At 61.6% G+C, this 16802-nt stretch carries 15 protein-coding genes; 7 read left to right on the top strand and 8 right to left on the bottom strand.

Translation table 11 applies throughout. The features are described 5' to 3' along the window. Positions 1-33 precede the first annotated feature (33 nt). Positions 34-1005 carry a GTP-binding protein gene (locus tag APH28_RS04015; protein WP_060507745.1) on the top strand — a complete coding sequence of 324 codons (972 nt, stop codon included), beginning with the start codon at positions 34-36 and terminating at the stop codon, positions 1003-1005. A gap of 120 nt (positions 1006-1125) precedes the next feature. Here APH28_RS04015 and APH28_RS04010 read toward each other — a convergent pair whose 3' ends face one another. Then, on the bottom strand, positions 1126-1518 hold the full coding sequence (locus APH28_RS04010; protein WP_060507744.1) for a DUF3301 domain-containing protein: 393 nt from the start codon (positions 1516-1518) through the stop codon (positions 1126-1128). A 120-nt stretch (positions 1519-1638) separates the two neighbouring features. On the opposite strand from APH28_RS04010, the gene pdxY reads away from it, so the two are divergent. Further along, complete coding sequence (gene pdxY, locus APH28_RS04005; RefSeq protein ID WP_060507743.1) at positions 1639-2511, top strand: pyridoxal kinase PdxY; 873 nt, start codon at positions 1639-1641, stop codon at positions 2509-2511. On the opposite strand, the gene APH28_RS04000 is transcribed toward pdxY, so the two are convergent. Beyond that, entirely contained in the window at positions 2508-2993 is a 486-nt protein-coding gene (locus APH28_RS04000; protein ID WP_060507742.1) for an acyl-CoA thioesterase, read from the bottom strand. The two genes, pdxY and APH28_RS04000, sit on opposite strands and share 4 nt — an antisense overlap. Positions 2994-3122: 129 nt before the next feature. After that, entirely contained in the window at positions 3123-3344 is a 222-nt protein-coding gene (locus APH28_RS27755) for a hypothetical protein (RefSeq protein WP_156340865.1), read from the bottom strand. Here APH28_RS27755 and APH28_RS03995 point away from each other — a divergent pair. Further along, entirely contained in the window at positions 3325-5085 is a 1761-nt protein-coding gene (locus APH28_RS03995; protein ID WP_060507741.1) for a cation:proton antiporter, read from the top strand. The two genes, APH28_RS27755 and APH28_RS03995, sit on opposite strands and share 20 nt — an antisense overlap. Before the next feature lie 74 nt (positions 5086-5159). Here APH28_RS03995 and APH28_RS03990 read toward each other — a convergent pair whose 3' ends face one another. The 3 genes from APH28_RS03990 to uvrD form a co-directional block, all read right to left on the bottom strand. Then, positions 5160-5567, bottom strand: a complete 408-nt coding sequence (locus APH28_RS03990) for an SMI1/KNR4 family protein (RefSeq protein ID WP_060507740.1) — start codon at positions 5565-5567, stop codon at positions 5160-5162. 114 nt (positions 5568-5681) lie between these two features. Continuing rightward, complete coding sequence (locus tag APH28_RS03985) at positions 5682-6539, bottom strand: Tim44 domain-containing protein (RefSeq protein ID WP_060507739.1); 858 nt, start codon at positions 6537-6539, stop codon at positions 5682-5684. Positions 6540-6648: 109 nt separating this feature from the next. Next, positions 6649-8835 carry a DNA helicase II gene (gene uvrD, locus APH28_RS03980; RefSeq protein ID WP_060507738.1) on the bottom strand — a complete coding sequence of 729 codons (2187 nt, stop codon included), beginning with the start codon at positions 8833-8835 and terminating at the stop codon, positions 6649-6651. A 367-nt stretch (positions 8836-9202) separates the two neighbouring features. Between uvrD and APH28_RS03975 the strand changes: the two genes are divergently transcribed. Continuing rightward, positions 9203-11431: a putative bifunctional diguanylate cyclase/phosphodiesterase gene (locus tag APH28_RS03975; protein ID WP_371263063.1), complete on the top strand. Its 2229-nt coding sequence runs from the start codon at positions 9203-9205 to the stop codon at positions 11429-11431. 12 nt (positions 11432-11443) lie between these two features. Here the strand turns inward: APH28_RS03975 and zwf are convergent, their stop codons facing one another. After that, complete coding sequence (gene zwf, locus APH28_RS03970; RefSeq protein ID WP_060507736.1) at positions 11444-12886, bottom strand: glucose-6-phosphate dehydrogenase; 1443 nt, start codon at positions 12884-12886, stop codon at positions 11444-11446. A 103-nt stretch (positions 12887-12989) separates the two neighbouring features. Here zwf and hexR point away from each other — a divergent pair, with 103 nt between their 5' ends. Then, the gene (gene hexR, locus APH28_RS03965) at positions 12990-13856 is read left to right on the top strand and encodes a transcriptional regulator HexR (RefSeq protein WP_027917078.1); all 867 of its coding nucleotides are present in this window, start codon (positions 12990-12992) and stop codon (positions 13854-13856) included. Between the two features lie 211 nt (positions 13857-14067). Continuing rightward, entirely contained in the window at positions 14068-14286 is a 219-nt protein-coding gene (locus APH28_RS29070) for a PA3496 family putative envelope integrity protein (protein ID WP_082432255.1), read from the top strand. Here APH28_RS29070 and APH28_RS03960 read toward each other — a convergent pair. After that, positions 14228-15175 carry a LysR family transcriptional regulator gene (locus APH28_RS03960; protein ID WP_177334218.1) on the bottom strand — a complete coding sequence of 316 codons (948 nt, stop codon included), beginning with the start codon at positions 15173-15175 and terminating at the stop codon, positions 14228-14230. The genes APH28_RS29070 and APH28_RS03960 overlap by 59 nt on opposite strands. A gap of 204 nt (positions 15176-15379) precedes the next feature. Between APH28_RS03960 and APH28_RS03955 the strand changes: the two genes are divergently transcribed. Then, a complete protein-coding gene (locus APH28_RS03955) occupies positions 15380-16795 on the top strand; it encodes an acetyl-CoA carboxylase biotin carboxylase subunit (RefSeq protein WP_060507734.1) in 1416 nt (471 codons plus the stop codon). Positions 16796-16802 lie beyond the last annotated feature (7 nt).

The following is a 16802-nucleotide window of genomic DNA, read 5'->3' as shown; positions in this document are numbered from 1 at the left end:
ATAGTGAGCAAAATCCCGCAAAGAAGCCCTGGCATGCTGCAGAACATCCCCACCCACGTCATCGCAGGCCCCTTGGGGGCCGGCAAGACCAGCGTGATCCGCCAGCTGATGGCCCAGCGCCCGGCTGACGAACGCTGGGCCGTGCTGGTCAACGAGTTTGGCCAGGTTGGCCTTGATGCGGCATTGCTCAGCCGAGATGAGGACGGGATCGCCATTGGTGAGGTGGCCGGGGGCTGTCTCTGCTGCGTGAACGGCACCCCGTTCCAGGTCGGCCTGGGTCGTCTGTTGCGCAAGGCTCGGCCTGATCGGCTGTTCATCGAGCCTTCCGGTCTTGGTCATCCTTTGCAGTTGCTGACCCAATTGGGGCAGGCCCCTTGGATTGGGGTGCTGGCAGTGCAGCCGTTGGTGATGGTGCTGGATGCTCAAGCATTGGCAAAAGGCGAGTCATTGCCGGAGGCTCAGCAGCAGGCCTTGCAGGCGGCAGCGCTGGTGGTGCTGAACAAAGCCGACACTGTGGATGAAGATGTTAAGTTGTTGATAAATAGAGGATTTTTAAATATACACAAGGTTTGGACCCGGCAGGGCTTGGTCGAACTCGACGTGCTGCCTGTTTCATCCACAAGTCAAATCAGTGACAGTTCTGTGAATAACTTTCCTGCGGCAGGTCTGTCCACTGCCTCATCAGCCCTGTGGATAGATCCTTCCCTGCCGATATGTTTGGCTCAGGAGGGGGATGGGGGGTGGAGTATTGGCTGGCGCTGGCACCCCAGTCAGCGATTCGATCCACAGCGTCTGCAGGCGTTTCTTGCGGCCTGGCCATGGCGGCGCGCCAAGGGAGTTATCCACACTTCGGAGGGATGGCAATCATTCAACGGTCTGGAGGGTAACTTGCCGCAGTGGCAGCCGAGTGACTGGCGCAAAGACTCGCGCATCGAGCTGATCTTCGAGCAGGCGCAGCCAGAGCAGTTTATACAAGCTGCGTTGGCGAAATGCGTTGTCTTGTAGGAGCGGCCTTGTGTCGCGAAGGGCTGCAAAGCAGCCCCAGGGATTCAGCACAGATACATAAATTGCAGGGGCTGCTGCGCAGCCCTTTCCCGACACAAGGCCGCTCCTACAGCTGACAGTTCAGTTGTGCCAGCGATTGTGCTCTTGGCGCCACTGCTGCATCTCGATCACATTGTCAGCCCGTGGCGGCGTCTTGATCTCGAACGGGTAGGGCGCCAGTTCGATCTGCGCGCTGTGGGCGCCGAACTGGGTAACGGTGCCGGGGTGGCGCTGCTCGCCGGTCACGGTGAATTCGAAGGCATAAACCCGGGCCAGGCGCTTCCTGCCGTTGGCATCGCGGATGAAGGCGATACGTTTGAGCGCAACGGCGTCATCCAGTAGCTCCAGGTCGAGCTTTGCACAGTGCTGTTTGACCCGCTCCAGGGCCTTCTCGCGCAGCCCATGGTTGTGCCATAACCAAGCGCCTGCCGTGGCCAATAACATCAGGACGAAGAGATTCTCCAGGGTCAACATTTACGTATGCTCCAAACAAGTCGAACCAGCTTAACTGCGTCCCTGGCCTGTCGTACAGGTGGCAATCGAGTCCATACTGCGCGCTGCACAATCCTTGAAACAGCTTTGGAATCCTCCCGCATGAAACGTACCCCGCATCTGCTCGCCATCCAGTCCCACGTGGTGTTCGGCCACGCCGGCAACAGCGCTGCGGTATTCCCCATGCAGCGTATCGGGGTCAACGTCTGGCCCCTCAATACCGTACAGTTTTCCAATCACACTCAGTATGGCCAGTGGGCGGGTGAAGTGCTCGCTCCCGCGCAAATTCCTGCATTGGTGGAAGGCATTTCCAACATCGGCGAGCTGGGCCACTGCGATGCGGTGCTATCCGGCTACCTGGGCAGCGCCGAACAGGGCCGGGCGATCCTCGCCGGCGTCGAGCGGATCAAGGCGGTGAACCCGAAGGCGCTGTACCTGTGCGACCCGGTCATGGGCCACGCTGAGAAGGGTTGTGTCGTTCCGCAGGAGGTTAGCGAGTTCCTACTTGATGAAGCCGTGGCCAAGGCGGACATCCTCTGCCCCAATCAGCTGGAACTGGACAGCTTCTGCGGCCGACGTGCGCAATCGCTGGAGGACTGCGTGAACATGGCGCGCAGCCTGCTCGAGCGTGGCCCGCAAGTAGTGCTGGTCAAGCACCTGGCGTATCCGGGGCGAGCTGACGACATGTTCGAGATGCTGCTGGTGACCCGCGAAGAAAGCTGGCACCTGCGCCGTCCTCTGCTGGCCTTCCCGCGGCAGCCAGTTGGCGTGGGCGACCTGACTTCGGGGTTGTTCCTGGCCCGCGTGCTGTTGGGTGACAGCTGGCAGCAGGCCTTCGAATTCACGGCCGCAGCGGTGCATGAGGTGCTGCTGGAAACCCAGGCCTGCGCCAGCTACGAGCTGCAGCTGGTGCGGGCCCAGGATCGTATCGCCCACCCGCGCGTGCGCTTCGAGGCGCAGCGCCTGGCGTTTTAGTTCGAGTCTGTCTTCAGGTCCTGATAGCGTTTTTCCAGTTCCTGGCGGATCTGGCGGCGCTGCTGGCCCTGCAGGAAGCGGCGTTTCTCTTCGCTGGAGTGTGGCTGGAGTGGCGGCACAGGTACCGGGCGGCGGTTGTCATCGACCGCAACCATGGTGAAGAAGCAGCTGTTGGAATGGCGTACCGAGCGCTCGCGGATGTTCTCGGTGACCACCTTGATACCCACTTCCATCGAGGTATTGCCGGTGTAGTTGACCGAGGCGAGAAAGGTCACCAGTTCGCCGACGTGCACCGGCTCGCGGAAGATCACCTGGTCGACGGACAAGGTGACTACATAACTGCCGGCGTAGCGGCTGGCGCAGGCATAGGCCACTTCGTCGAGGTACTTGAGCAAGGTGCCGCCATGTACGTTGCCAGAAAAGTTGGCCATGTCCGGGGTCATCAGGACGGTCATGCTCAGCTGGGCGTTTCCAGGTTCCATAGTGTGCTCACGGTGAGGTTGCGCTGAAACGGGGCGGGTATCTTCTGACACTTCTGGTTCCCCTCTTGAAGGTTTGCCTTCCTGTTACGGGACGTTGCCTGACGCTCCGTCGTCACGCCAATTACGTCATCAGAGGCGGCTGATCAGCCGATCTGTTTCTGCATATTGCACCGGCATTTTGCGGCGGGGTGCGATGTTAACCTGAGTACGCCCATGCAACATGGGCTTTCCTGCATTCAATACAGTATGTACTTGCTGCTCGCTTGGCTTGGCCTTGGCAGAGGAGCGGTCTGCCTGGGCATCCAGCAACGTCGAAAAGGAGTATCGCGCCATGCATGCCATCAGCTTCATCCAGGACCTGGCAGTGATCATGCTGGTCGCCGGCGTGGTGACGATTCTCTTTCATCGCCTCAAGCAGCCTGTGGTGTTGGGCTACATCGTCGCGGGTTTCATTATCGGCCCGCATACCCCGCCGTTCGGCCTGATCCACGATGAAGACACGATCAAGACCCTCGCCGAGCTGGGGGTGATTTTCCTGATGTTCTGCCTGGGCCTGGAGTTCAGCTTGCGCAAGCTGTTCAAAGTCGGGGCCACGGCATTTATCGCGGCTTTCCTGGAAATCGTCCTGATGATCTGGATCGGTTTCGAGATCGGCCGCTGGTTCGGCTGGAACACCATGGACTCGCTGTTCCTGGGCGCGATCCTGGCAATTTCTTCGACCACCATCATCGTCAAGGCGCTGAACGACCTGAAGATGAAGAACGAGCGTTTCGCCCAGCTGATCTTCGGCGTGCTGATCGTCGAGGACATCCTCGGTATCGGTATCATCGCCTTGCTGTCCGGCATCGCCGTCAGTGGCTCGGTCAGCTCCGGCGAAGTGTTCTCGACGGTCGGCAAGCTGTCGTTGTTCATGATCGTCGCGCTGGTCATCGGCATCCTGCTGGTGCCCCGGCTACTGGCCTACGTGGCGAAGTTCGAAAGCAACGAAATGTTGCTGATCACCGTGTTGGGCCTGTGCTTCGGGTTCTGTCTGCTGGTGGTAAAGCTGGAGTACAGCATGGTGCTGGGGGCCTTCCTGATCGGTGCGATCATGGCCGAGTCGCGCCAGCTGCTGAAGATCGAACGTCTGATCGAGCCTGTGCGTGACCTGTTCAGCGCAATCTTCTTCGTCGCCATCGGCCTGATGATCGACCCACAGGTGCTGGTCGATTACGCCTGGCCGATCGTGGTGATCACCCTGGCGGTGGTGCTGGGCAAGATGTTGTCGTGCGGCATGGGCGCATTCATTGCGGGTAATGACGGACGTACCTCGTTGCGTGTGGGCATGGGCCTTTCCCAGATTGGCGAATTCTCCTTCATCATTGCGGCACTGGGGATGACACTGCAGGTCACCAGTGACTTCCTGTACCCGGTGGCGGTGGCGGTCTCGGCCATTACCACGCTGCTGACGCCCTACCTGATACGTGCCGCCGATCCGCTGTCGCAGAAGCTCGGCAATGTTGTGCCACGGCGCCTGGCGAGGGTGCTGTCGCTCTACGGGGAATGGTTGCGCAACATTCAGCCTCAAGGTGAAAGCGCCATGCTGGCGGCGATGATCCGGCGCATTCTGCTGCAGGTGGGGGTCAACCTGGCGCTGGTGATCGCAATCTTCTTCAGCGGCGGCTATTTTGCCGGGCGTATCGGCAATTGGTTGAACGAGTGGGTGACGGATGTCAGCCAGCAAAAGGCGCTGATCTGGGGCGCGGCATTGCTGCTGTCGCTGCCGTTCCTGATTGCCGCCTATCGCAAGCTCAAGGCGCTGTCGATGCTATTGGCGGAGATGGGCGTGAAGCCGGAAATGGCCGGGCGGCATACTCAGCGCGTGCGTCGCGTGGTTGCCGAGGTGATTCCACTGCTGTCGCTGCTGGTGATCTTCCTGCTGCTGTCGGCGTTGTCGGCGAGCATCCTGCCAACCAGCGAGTTGTTGCTAGTGATCGCCGTGGTAGCGGCAGTAGTCGTGGCGTTGCTGTGGCGCTGGTTCATCCGCGTGCATTCGCGGATGCAGATCGCCTTGCTGGAGACATTGGAGAACAGCCGCGATCATTCGCACTGACGGCGTGCCTCGGTAGGCGCTTCCATGTATCGCGAGCGGGCCGCAAAGCGGCCCTGCGATTGCGGGTGGTGATGTCAGCTTTCCAGCCACACGTCCCGGGCCCAGTGCCACACCGATTCCCAGCTTTCCTCGGCGACGGCTTCTTCCTCGCCATCCCACAGCACTACGGTGCCATCTTCCTCGACGCAGTAGTAATTGTCGCCATCCTGGCACAGCGGGATCAGCTCACGCGGCACACCAGCGTCCCAGGCGTTGGCGGCGACGTCGGGCAGGTAGGTGTGCGACTGTGGGTCGGTGCAGGTCACCGGCTCCAGCGAGCCGTACACCACGTCACTGACAGTCAGCAGAAACTCCTTGAACACGAAAGGAATGTTGATGAACAGCTGTTCCTCTATTTCTACCAGCTGGTCCTCGTCGGGAAGTTCCAATGGCACCGGTACGGGCTCGTTGGCTTCACGGAGTTGTTCGATCACTTCTTCCACGGTTCACATCCTCTGACCTTGATGACAACGCTGCGCGTTATACCCTAGTAGGCCGCTCTGGCAAAAGCAAAAACCCCGGGACAGGCCCGGGGTTTTTTGTGCAACGTGCGGCGGTTAACCGTTTTGACGGATACCGGCGACCAGCCAAGGCTGGTTCTCGCCCTGGGCGCGAACCATGTGCCAGCTTTCGCTGAAGGCTTCGCCCTGGTCGAAGCGCGAGGTCTTCGACACGCCACGGAAGGTCAGGGTGGCGTCGGTACGGTCGGCGCGATCGTCGACACCGTCCAGTTGCACATCGAGGTCATCGATGTAGGTCGACTGGAAGCCATCACCCAGGTCGGCACGCTCGCGCTTGAGGAACTCAAGCATCTGCGGGGTGACGAACTCGGCGATCTTGTCCATTTCATTGGCATCCCAGTGCTGCTGCAGCGACTGGAAGTGGCTGCGGGCCGCGGCCAGGAAGCTCTGCTCGTTGAACCATGCCGGCGCGTTGATCACCGGAGCGGCTGCGGCGGCAGGGGCGGCCGAACCACCGAAGATCGACGGTTGGGCAGGCTGCTGGCCGTGGGCTTCACGCTGGAACGGCGCATGGCCCGGAGCGGCCATTTGCGGCTGCTGCTGGCGACGGCGCGCGGCAATGAAGCGGAACACCAGGAAGGCGATCAGGCCCATGATCAGGAAGTCCATGATCTGCATGCCCTGGAAGCCGTCACCCATGAACATGGATGCCAGCAGGCCACCGGCGGCGAGGCCGGCCAATGGGCCCAGCCAGCGCGAAGCACCGCTGGCGGCGGCCGGGGCGCGACCAGGAGCGGTCGGCGTGGCTGCAGGCGTGGTTGGCGATGCCTGGCGAGTCTGGTGCATAGGCGCGGCGCCCGAGCTCTTGCCGCCGCCGAAGCGCTTGGCGTTGGCGTCCAGGCTCAGCGTCAGGCCGACGCAGAGCGCCAGTGCGATGCTAAGAAAACGTTGCATAAATGGGATTTCCCCTGTTGTGGATTGCACGCGCGCCATGGTGCACAGGTTCCTGTGCTCATGGCCAGCGACAAGATGTTTCCGGCTTTTGCCTGAATGCTTCGAAGCTTCAGATGGCCTCGAGCTTGGCGTAGCCCAGCATGAGCCATTTACTGCCTTCGGCAAAGTTCACCTGCACCCGTGCCTGGGCGCCGGAGCCCTCGAAGTTGAGGATCACCCCTTCGCCAAACACCGCGTGCTGCACGCGCTGGCCAAGGTTGAAGGCGGTCTGCGGAATATTGGCATTGGCAAACAGGTTGCTGGTACCGCTCGTCGAACCGCCGAACGGTCGGCTGACACTGTTGGAAAGGCGTACTTCCTGAACCAGACCGCTCGGAATCTCGCGTACGAAACGAGACACCTTATTGTAGGTCTCGCTGCCATAAAGGCGGCGGGTCTCGGCATAGGTCATGATCAGCTGGCGCATGGCGCGGGTGATGCCCACGTAGGCCAGGCGGCGTTCCTCTTCCAGGCGGCCGGGTTCTTCCAGGCTCATCTTGTGCGGGAACAGGCCTTCTTCCATGCCCACCAGGAACACGTAGGGGAATTCCAGGCCCTTGGCACTGTGCAGGGTCATCAGCTGGATGCTGTCTTCGTGCTCGTCTGCCTGGGCATCGCCAGCCTCCAGCGAGGCATGGCCAAGGAAGGCCGACAACGGCGACAGGTCGGCGTCGTCTTCGCTGGTTTCGAAGTTGCGCGCGGCGCTGACCAGTTCCTCAAGGTTTTCTACCCGTGCCTGGCCCTTTTCACCCTTTTCTTCCTGGTGATAGATGATCAGGCCGGACTGCTCGATGGCTGTCTGGGTCATGGTGTGCAGCGGCATGTCGGCGACCTTGCCGGCCAGGCCCTCGATCAACTCGATAAAGGCACCCAGGGCAGAAGCGGCGCGGCCTTTCAGCGCCTTGGCGGCCAGCAGCTGGCACATGGCTTCCCACATCGACAGCTGGCTGTGACGGGCATGCTCGCGGATGGCTTCGACGGTTTTTTCGCCGATGCCGCGTGGCGGCACGTTGATCACCCGCTCCAGCGCGGCGTCGTTGCCGCGGCCTTCGATCAGGCGCAGGTAGGCCATGGCATTCTTGATTTCGGCGCGTTCGAAGAAGCGCTGTCCGCCGTAGATCCGGTACGGGATACGTTCGCGCAGCAGGGCTTCTTCCAGCACCCGCGACTGGGCGTTGGAGCGATACAGGATGGCGATGTCGTTGCGCGCGCTGCCTTGCTTGATCAGGCTTTCGATGGTCTCGACCACATAGCGCGCTTCATCGTGTTCGTTATAGGCGGCGTACAGCGTCAGCGGCTCGCCTTCGCCCATGTCGGTCCACAGCTCCTTGCCCAAGCGCCCGCTGTTGTTGGCGATCAGTGCGTTGGCAGCCTTGAGGATGCCGCCGGTGGAGCGGTAGTTCTGCTCCAGGCGGATCATCTCGGCGTCAGGGAAGTCGGCGGTGTACTGGTGAATGTTCTCGATCTTGGCGCCGCGCCAGCCGTAAATCGACTGGTCGTCGTCGCCCACGGCCATCAGGCTGCCACCGTTTTTGCCTGCCAGCAGGCGCAGCCAGGCGTACTGCACGGCGTTGGTGTCCTGGAATTCGTCCACCAGCAGGTGGCGGAAGCGTCGCTGGTAGTGTTCCAGCAGGCCAGGGTGATCGCGCCACAGGTCGAGGGCGCGCAGCAGCAATTCGGAAAAATCGATGACCCCGGCGCGCTCGCAGGCCTGTTCATAGGCACTGTAGACATCGCGCATGGTCTGCAGGAACAGGTCGCCGCCGGCCTGGATATGTTGCGGGCGCAGGCCCTCGTCCTTTTGCCCGTTGATAAACCACTGGGCCTGGCGTGCCGGCCATTTTTGCTCGTCCAGGCCAAGTTCGCGCATGACCCGCTTGACCAGCCGTTGCTGGTCATCGCTGTCGAGAATCTGGAAGTTCTGCACCAGGCGTGCTTCCTGCCAGTGCGCCCGCAGCAGGCGGTGCGCCAGGCCGTGGAAGGTGCCCACCCACATGCCCGCCGGGTTGATACCCAGCAACTGCTCGATCCGCTGGCGCATTTCGGCGGCAGCCTTGTTGGTGAAGGTCACCGACAGGATCGAGTGCGGCGAGGCCTGCTCGACCTGGATCAGCCAGGCGATGCGGTGCACCAGCACGCGGGTTTTACCGGAACCGGCGCCAGCAAGCACCAGCTGACGCCCAAGCGTGGCCGCTACGGCCTGGCGTTGGGCATCGTTGAGGGAATTCAGCAGGAGGGAGAGGTCATCTGTGTGCATCCGGCCATTCTAGGGGCAGGCCGGTCAACGGGCAAACGTCTACTGTATAAATATTCACCTCTCCTGCGGTCGCACATCGGGTTCTGGTATTTGCAGCATTTCAGCTATACCAGTGTCTGCATCCGCGTGACGTGGTGAAAGATGACCCAGAGCAGTTTGGCCATGTCTGCCGTTTGTGTAAGATCGCAGCTCGTTTAGTGCCAACCATAACAAGAACACTACAAGAACCAGCGCTATGACCCAGGACCGTACGGCGATCGGCGTATCGCTGGAGATGACAAGGAACGTGCGCAGGCAGTTCGCCACTCAGCTTTCCGTCGAGCGAACCCGTCTGCTGTATCAAGGCTCTCTGTTACCCACATTGTTCATGCTGCTCAATGGCCTGCTGTGCGCCTGGCTGTTGTGGAGCCCCGGGCGTTATCTGCTGGTAGGCGTATGGCTGGTGTGGCTGCTGGCGCTGGTGGCCCTCCGGGTGATCCAGGTGGCAGCGTTCGAGGGCGCCTCCGCGCAACGCCAGGCCAACCCCGGCTGGCGCCGCATGTTCCTGCTCGGCTCGGCATTCAGCGGCTTGACCTTGGCCTGTGCGGCGATCGCCCTGGTGCCGGAGGACAACTTCGTGCAGCAGGCCTGGGTCTTCGGCTTGCTGGGGATGGCCAGCTTGAGTGCGAGCATTGCTTATGCCGTCAGCCTGCCGGCCTTTCTCAGCTTCGCCTTGCCCTGCCTGTTGCCGCCCGTTCTGTTCCTGCTCAACTTCGAGGCGGGACAGCAGCGTGGCTGGGGCTGGCTTGGCCTGATCCTGCTGGCGGCGCTGGTGGTGGTGGCCTGGCAGGTCAACCGGCTGCTCGACCGCAGCCTGCTGCGGCGTTTCCACAATCAGGCACTGAACCAGGACCTGCAGCGGATCACCGCGCAGAAAAGGCTTGAAGAACAGCAGCGCCTGGCTGCCACGGTATTCGAGGCCTGCAATGAAGGCGTGGTAATTCTGGGTGCCGATTTCGTGGTCCTGGCGGTCAATCAGGCCTACTGCCAGATGACCGGCTACAACCGCGCCGAGCTGCTGGCGCGCGAGTTGTTCGAGTTGCCGTGCCATAGCGATGCACGCCGGCACAGCCAGGCCATCGAGTTGGCGCTGGCACAGCAAGGCGGGTGGCAAGCTGAGCTGGTGGAGGCACGCAAGCATGGCGAGTTACATCCGCAATGGTTGCAGCTGACGGCTGTGCGCGATACCCAGGGCCATTTGAGCCAGGTAGTCGGCTTCTTCACCGACCTCTCGGCGCGTCGAGCCTCCGATGAGCGCCTGCGCTACCTGGCGCAGTACGACGAACTGAGCGGGCTGGCCAACCGTTCACTGTTCCGGCTGCGTCTGCAGGAAGCCTCGCAGCGCGTGCGCAGCAACGGCCGCAGCCTTGCCTTGCTGCATGTTGATCTGGACCGCTTCAAGCTGCTCAATGAAAGCCTGGGTCATGAACTGGCCGACCAGTTGATTCACAAGATTGCCCGGCGCATTGTCAGTACCGTTCCCGAGGCGGATACGGTGGCGCGGCTTTCCGGCGATGAATTTGCCGTGCTGTTCGATGGTTACAGCAACCTGTCGAGCCTGGTGCGGGTCACCACTCGCTTGTTGAACAAGTTGCGCAAGCCGCAGCGGCTCGATGGGCACGAGGTGGTGGTCAGTGCTTCGGTGGGCATCAGCGTGCTGTCCGATGCCACGCTCGATGCCGATGCCCTGATCAGCCAGGCAGATATGGCCAAGCAGCATGCCAAGCATCTGGGCGGCGACAACTTCCAGTTCTATACCGAGAGCCTGCGCGCCAGCACCCTCGAGCGCCTGCAGCTGGAGAACCAACTGCGCAAGGCCATCGAAGAAGAGCAACTGCTGGTCTATTACCAGCCCAAACTGTGCCTGCTCAGTGGGCATCTGCATGCCGCCGAAGCGCTGGTGCGCTGGCTGCATCCAGAGAGGGGCATGGTGCCGCCAGGGGAATTCATCGGTCTGGCGGAAGAAACCGGGCTGATCGCCCCCATCGGAGAGTTCGTGCTCCGGGAGGCCTGCAAGCAAGCGCGCGCATGGCTACTGCAAGGGCTGGAGGTGCGGGTGTCGGTCAACCTGTCGGTCTACCAGCTGCGCCAGGGCAAGCTGGTCAGCCTGGTACGCCAAGTGCTCGAGGAAACCGGGTTGGCGCCGCACCTGCTGGAGCTGGAACTGACCGAAAGCCAGTTGCTGGACAGCGTCGAACACATCATCTCGACCTTCGGTCAACTCCGCGCATTGGGCGTGAAACTGGCCATCGACGATTTTGGCACCGGCTACTCGTCATTGAGCTACCTCAAGCGCCTGCCGGTAGATTACGTGAAAATCGACCAGGCATTCATACGTGGTTTGCACGAGGGCAGCCAGGATGCGGCCATTACCCAGGCGATCATCACCCTGTCCAGAAGCCTGGGCCTGAAGGTTGTGGCAGAAGGAGTGGAAACGGCGGAGCAACTGGCGTTCCTGCGTGAGCAGGCGTGTGACGAGGCCCAGGGCTACCTGATCAGCAGGCCGATTCCGGCGCTTGAGTTCAGGCAGATGCTCGGCCGTCCCTGGACGCAATGAGCGCACCCTCACTCAGCTATGCCAGTGCCTGCCATGCCTGGCCAGCAGGCTGTTGGCCTGTTCCGGGCCGTTGGTGCCAGCGGCATAGTGGCGTGGTGCCTGGAAGTGTTCTTCCCAACCCTTGATGATCGGGTCGATCCAGGCCCAGGCGGCTTCCACTTCGTCGCGGCGCATGAACAGCGTTGAATCGCCTTCGAGGATGTCCAGCAACAGGCGTTCGTAAGCGTCCCAGCGGCGGGTCTGGCCGAATACCTGGGCCAGGTTCAGGTCCAGGTCGACCGGTTCCAGGCGCATGCCCTTGCCCGGGCTTTTGGTCATCATGCGCAGGCTGATGCGTTCCTCTGGCTGCAGCTGGATCAGTAGCTGGTTGACCTGGCCGCCGTTGAACAGCTCGTGGGGCACCGGTTTGAACTGGATGACGATCTGTGACGAGCGCCGCGCCATGCGCTTGCCGGTACGCAGGTAAAAGGGCACACCGGCCCAGCGCCAGTTGTCGATGTGGGCGTGCACGGCGACGAAGGTTTCGGTGTCGGTATCGTTGTCGACGTCCTTCTCAAAGTAGTAGGCCGGCACTTCCTGGCCGCCGATGTGCCCGGCACCGTACTGACCGCGCACGGTCTTGTCCTGCACGTCCTGGCCGGTGATGGGCTTGAGGGCGCGCAAGATCTTCACCTTCTCGTCGCGTACGGCCTCGGCCTCAAATTGTGCCGGCGGCTCCATGGCCACTAGGCACAGCAGCTGCAGCAGGTGGTTCTGCAGCATGTCGCGGGTTGCCCCGGCGCGGTCGTAGTAACCGCCGCGGTTTTCCACGCCAAGGGTTTCGCAGACGCTGATCTGCACATGGTCGACCTGGCCATTGCGCCATACCGGTTCCAGCAGGGCATTGGCGAAGCGCAGGGCCATCAGGTTCTGCACGGTTTCCTTGCCCAGGTAGTGATCGATGCGAAACACCTGCGATTCGTCGAACACCGCGCCGATCGCTTCGTTGATGGCGGTGGCGGAGGCCAACGAGTGGCCGATCGGCTTCTCCAGCACGATGCGTGCTTCGCTGTCGGCCAAACCGGCAATACGCAGGTGGTTGGCGATCGGTACGAAGAGGTTGGGCGCAGTGGCCAGGTAGTAGATGCGGGTCAGCCCTCCAGGCTCGCCGAGGTAGCGCGCCAGGCGGCCAAAATCGGCGCTTTGTGCGGCATCCATGGGGAAGTAGTCGAGGCGGGCGGAAAAGCGTTGCCACACATCTTCGTCGAAGTCGTGGCGGGCGATCTGCGCCCGGCAATGGCGTTCGGCGAGCTTGAGGTATTCGTTGCGGCTTATGTGGCGACGGGCGAGGGCGATGATACGCACCGCGTTGTTCAGGCGTGCCTCGCGATACAGGTGATAGAGCGCCGGCAGCAGTTTGTGCAGGGCCAGGTCACCGGTGCCACCGAACACCATGATGTCGCAAGGAATAGTCAAACCACCACTCTCCACGTTCGTTTAACTGGGCGGGTTGGCGTCCATGTAGTATAACTACAAGAAAGCTACATCCCGGCCAGCCGATCATAACCGAGTCCAGCCCGTGAATCTGTTGCAACATATCGCCCAATCGCGCCACCTGCTGCGCAAATCGGAACTCAAAGTGGCCGACCACGTGCTGCTCGACCCGGCTGCCGTAATGCACAGCTCCATGGCCGACCTGGCGCACAGTGTGGGCATCAGCGAGCCGACCATCGTGCGTTTCTGCCGGGCGATCGGTTGTTCGGGCTTCCAGGATCTCAAGCTCAAGCTGGCGCAAAGCCTGGCAGCCGGTGCCAGTTTCGGCCAGTTCGCGATTCATGAAGACGACTCGGTTGCCGACTACAGCCTGAAGATTTTCGACACCACCCTGCACACCCTGATGGAAGTGCGTGAGCACCTGGACCCGCAGGCCCTGCAACAGGCCGTGAGCGCCATGGCCCAGGCGCAACGCGTGGAATTCTATGGCTTTGGTGCATCCGGTGCAGTCGCCGCCGACGCCCAGCACAAGTTCTTCCGTCTGCTGCTCAGCGCCGCAGCCTACTCGGACCCGCACATGCAGGCCATGTCGGCGGTGACGTTGAAGCCGGGTGACGTGGCGGTGTGCATTTCTCAGTCAGGACGTTCCAAGGACCTGCTGATCACCGCCAACCTGGTGCGAGAAAGCGGTGCCAACCTGATCACCCTGTGCCCGAGCGCGACGCCGCTGGCGGAGCTGTCGACGGTCAACCTGGCGATCGACGTGCATGAAGACACCGAGATCTACACCCCGTTGACCTCACGTATCGCTCACCTGGTGGTGATCGACGTGCTGGCCATGGGCGTGGCCATGGCACGTGGGCCGAGCCTGGTCAATCACCTGAAGAGCGTGAAGCGCAGCCTGCGCAGCCTGCGCTTGTCGCCCAAGTCGATCAAGGCTACCGACGACTGAGGTATGCCTGTACCGGCCGTTTCGCGGGCTCGCCCGCTCCCACAGGATTTTTGCTGCCCTCAGGTCTGGCGCTATCCCTGTGGGAGCGGGCGGGCCCGCGAAAGAGTCGGTACAGGCAGCGAAAATTCACGGCTTTGTCATGATTCCACAGCTAAACCGTAAACCCTCAAGGCCAGTCTGAAACTCCCGCATCCTATCTGGGAGACAGGCAATGGCTCGTGACTTCGACGGTACGTACCAACCCAGCGCCAAGGCTCGCAAGCAGCAGGAAAAGGATCAGCGCCGCATGGAATACCGCCGCGCGATCGAGAGCTACTGCGACCAGCGTCAATTGCTCCGTGACTTGTCCGACTACCCCGATCTGCAAGCACTCACGGTATGGCAAGCGTCGGCGGCAACTTCCCCGAAAACCGCTCAACAAGCGCGCTGATAAGCGCACGTTCGCTGCGGATGAATGCCAGAAAGGCCAAGGCCACCGGCGATTGTCGCTTGGCCTTGGCCTGCACCACGCACCAGCTGCGGTACAACGGCAGCTCCTCCACCGGCAGCTCCCTGAGCACCCCCGTGGCCAGCTCCATGTTCACGGCGTGCCGAGTCAGCAGGGCGATACCCAGGCCGGCGATCACGCATTCGCGCTGGGCATCGGCCGAAGCGACCTCCAGCGTCTGGGTGAAGTGCACGCGTTTGTCCTTGAAGTACTCCTCGCAGGCCTTGCGGGTGCCCGAACCCTGCTCGCGGACCAGCAGGGTATGAGGCTCCAGGTCCTGCAGGCGCAGCTGTTCCAGCTTGCACAGCGGGTGCTGCGGCGGAGCCACGGCGATGATCGGGTTGTTGAGAAACGGCAGAAACTCCAGGCCCATGTCCTGCGGCACCATCGACATGATGATCAGGTCGTCACGGTTGTCGGAAAGCCGGCGGATCGCCTGGGCGCGGTTGACCACGGTGAGGGTCAGGTTGACCTCCGGGTGACGCTGCTTGAAGGCGGCGAACAGGTGTGGCACGAAGTACTTGGCACTGGACTCGATCGCCAGCTTCAGCTGCCCTTGCAGTGAACCTTGCATGTCCGACAGCTGCATATCGAGGCTCTCCAGGCGCCCGAAGATATCGCGGCTGGCCCGTTGCAGGGCTTCGGCGGCTTCGGTCAGGTAGAGCTTCTTGCCGACATACTCGAACAGCGGTTGGCCGATGAGCTCTTCGAGTTGTCGAATCTGTAAACTTACGGCGGGTTGCGTCAGCGACATTTCCTCCGCCGCCCGGCTGTACGAGCGTAAATCGCACACCTCGTTGAAGATCTGCAATTGACGCAATGTCATACGCATCAAGGACTTACGCATTTTATTCGGCTCTTCGGCAATACCTTGTTACCGAACTATAAGCTTTTGCTAATACAGCCCCTAACAAATATTGATTTTTGTTTATCAACCTTCAGCGCTAGGGTGAATGTGCGACTGGCCAGCATCCTCTGGTCACGCGCCGACCGGTAGACCCGGATCGTCTGTTCCTACGGCTTTGGGAAGACTCCAGTGATAAAAAAAATCCTGATCGCCAACCGGGGTGAAATCGCAGTTCGGATCGTGCGTGCCTGCGCCGAGATGGGCATTCGCTCTGTCGCGATCTATTCCGACGCCGACCGTCACGCCTTGCACGTCAAGCGCGCCGACGAGGCCTACAGCATTGGTGCCGAGCCGCTGGCCGGTTACCTGAACCCGCGCAAGCTGGTCAACCTTGCTGTGGAAACCGGCTGTGACGCCCTGCACCCGGGTTACGGTTTCTTGTCGGAAAACGCCGAACTGGCAGAGATCTGCGCCGAGCGCGGGATCAAGTTCATCGGCCCGGCCGCCGACGTCATCCGCCGCATGGGCGACAAGACCGAAGCGCGCCGCACCATGATTGCAGCCGGTGTGCCGGTCACCCCGGGTACCGAAGGCAACGTTGCCGACATCCACGAAGCCCTGAGCGAAGGCGAGCGCATCGGTTACCCGGTGATGCTCAAAGCCACCTCTGGTGGTGGCGGCCGTGGTATCCGCCGCTGCAACAGCCGTGAAGAGCTGGAACAGAACTTCCCGCGGGTAATCTCCGAAGCCACCAAGGCCTTCGGTTCGGCCGAAGTGTTCCTGGAAAAGTGCATCGTCAACCCCAAGCACATCGAGGCGCAGATCCTCGGTGACAGCTTCGGCAACGTCGTGCACCTGTTCGAGCGCGACTGCTCGATCCAGCGCCGCAACCAGAAGCTCATCGAGATTGCCCCGAGCCCACAGCTCACCCCTGAACAGCGCGCCTACATCGGCGACTTGGCGGTGCGTGCGGCCAAGGCAGTGAACTACGAGAACGCCGGTACCGTGGAGTTCCTGCTCGCCGATGGCGAGGTGTACTTCATGGAGATGAACACCCGGGTGCAGGTGGAGCACACCATCACCGAGGAAATCACCGGGATCGACATCGTCCGCGAGCAGATCCGCATCGCTTCGGGCCTGCCGCTGTCGGTGAAGCAGGAAGACATCCAGCACCGTGGCTACGCGTTGCAGTTCCGCATCAACGCCGAAGACCCGAAGAACAACTTCCTGCCCAGCTTCGGCAAGATCACCCGTTACTACGCCCCCGGCGGCCCGGGCGTGCGCACCGACACGGCGATCTACACCGGCTACACCATTCCGCCGTTCTACGACTCCATGTGCCTGAAGCTGGTGGTCTGGGCGTTGACCTGGGAAGAAGCCATGGACCGCGGCCTGCGGGCGCTGGACGACATGCGCGTGCAAGGGGTGAAGACCACCGCCGCGTACTACCAGGAAATCTTGCGCAACCCGGAATTCCGTAGCGGTCAGTTCAACACCAGCTTCGTTGAAAGCCACCCGGAGCTGACCAACTACTCGATCAAGCGCAAACCCGAAGAGCTGGCCCTGGCCATCGCCGCCGCCATTGCCGCCCACGCAGGCCTGTGAGGAACCC

The sequence above is a fragment of the Pseudomonas sp. NBRC 111124 genome, assembly GCF_001320245.1.
Taxonomy (GTDB): Bacteria; Pseudomonadota; Gammaproteobacteria; order Pseudomonadales; family Pseudomonadaceae; genus Aquipseudomonas.
Note: the sequence above shows the minus strand (reverse complement) of the source record. Positions and strands in the feature narration are given on the sequence as shown.

Excerpts from the sequence above, each read along its gene's own strand:
- APH28_RS04000 (WP_060507742.1), bottom strand. The coding sequence starts at position 2,993 with ATGGAACCTGGAAACGCCCAGCTGAGCATGACCGTCCTGATGACCCCG.
- pdxY (WP_060507743.1), top strand. The coding sequence starts at position 1,639 with ATGAAACGTACCCCGCATCTGCTCGCCATCCAGTCCCACGTGGTGTTC.
- APH28_RS03985 (WP_060507739.1), bottom strand. The coding sequence starts at position 6,539 with ATGCAACGTTTTCTTAGCATCGCACTGGCGCTCTGCGTCGGCCTGACG.
- APH28_RS03960 (WP_177334218.1), bottom strand. The coding sequence starts at position 15,175 with ATGCGTATGACATTGCGTCAATTGCAGATCTTCAACGAGGTGTGCGAT.
- APH28_RS27755 (WP_156340865.1), bottom strand. The coding sequence starts at position 3,344 with ATGAAGCTGATGGCATGCATGGCGCGATACTCCTTTTCGACGTTGCTG.
- uvrD (WP_060507738.1), bottom strand. The coding sequence starts at position 8,835 with ATGCACACAGATGACCTCTCCCTCCTGCTGAATTCCCTCAACGATGCC.
- APH28_RS03975 (WP_371263063.1), top strand. The coding sequence starts at position 9,203 with ATGCTGCTCAATGGCCTGCTGTGCGCCTGGCTGTTGTGGAGCCCCGGG.
- APH28_RS03995 (WP_060507741.1), top strand. The coding sequence starts at position 3,325 with ATGCATGCCATCAGCTTCATCCAGGACCTGGCAGTGATCATGCTGGTC.
- APH28_RS04010 (WP_060507744.1), bottom strand. The coding sequence starts at position 1,518 with ATGTTGACCCTGGAGAATCTCTTCGTCCTGATGTTATTGGCCACGGCA.
- APH28_RS04015 (WP_060507745.1), top strand. The coding sequence starts at position 34 with ATGCTGCAGAACATCCCCACCCACGTCATCGCAGGCCCCTTGGGGGCC.
- APH28_RS29070 (WP_082432255.1), top strand. The coding sequence starts at position 14,068 with ATGGCTCGTGACTTCGACGGTACGTACCAACCCAGCGCCAAGGCTCGC.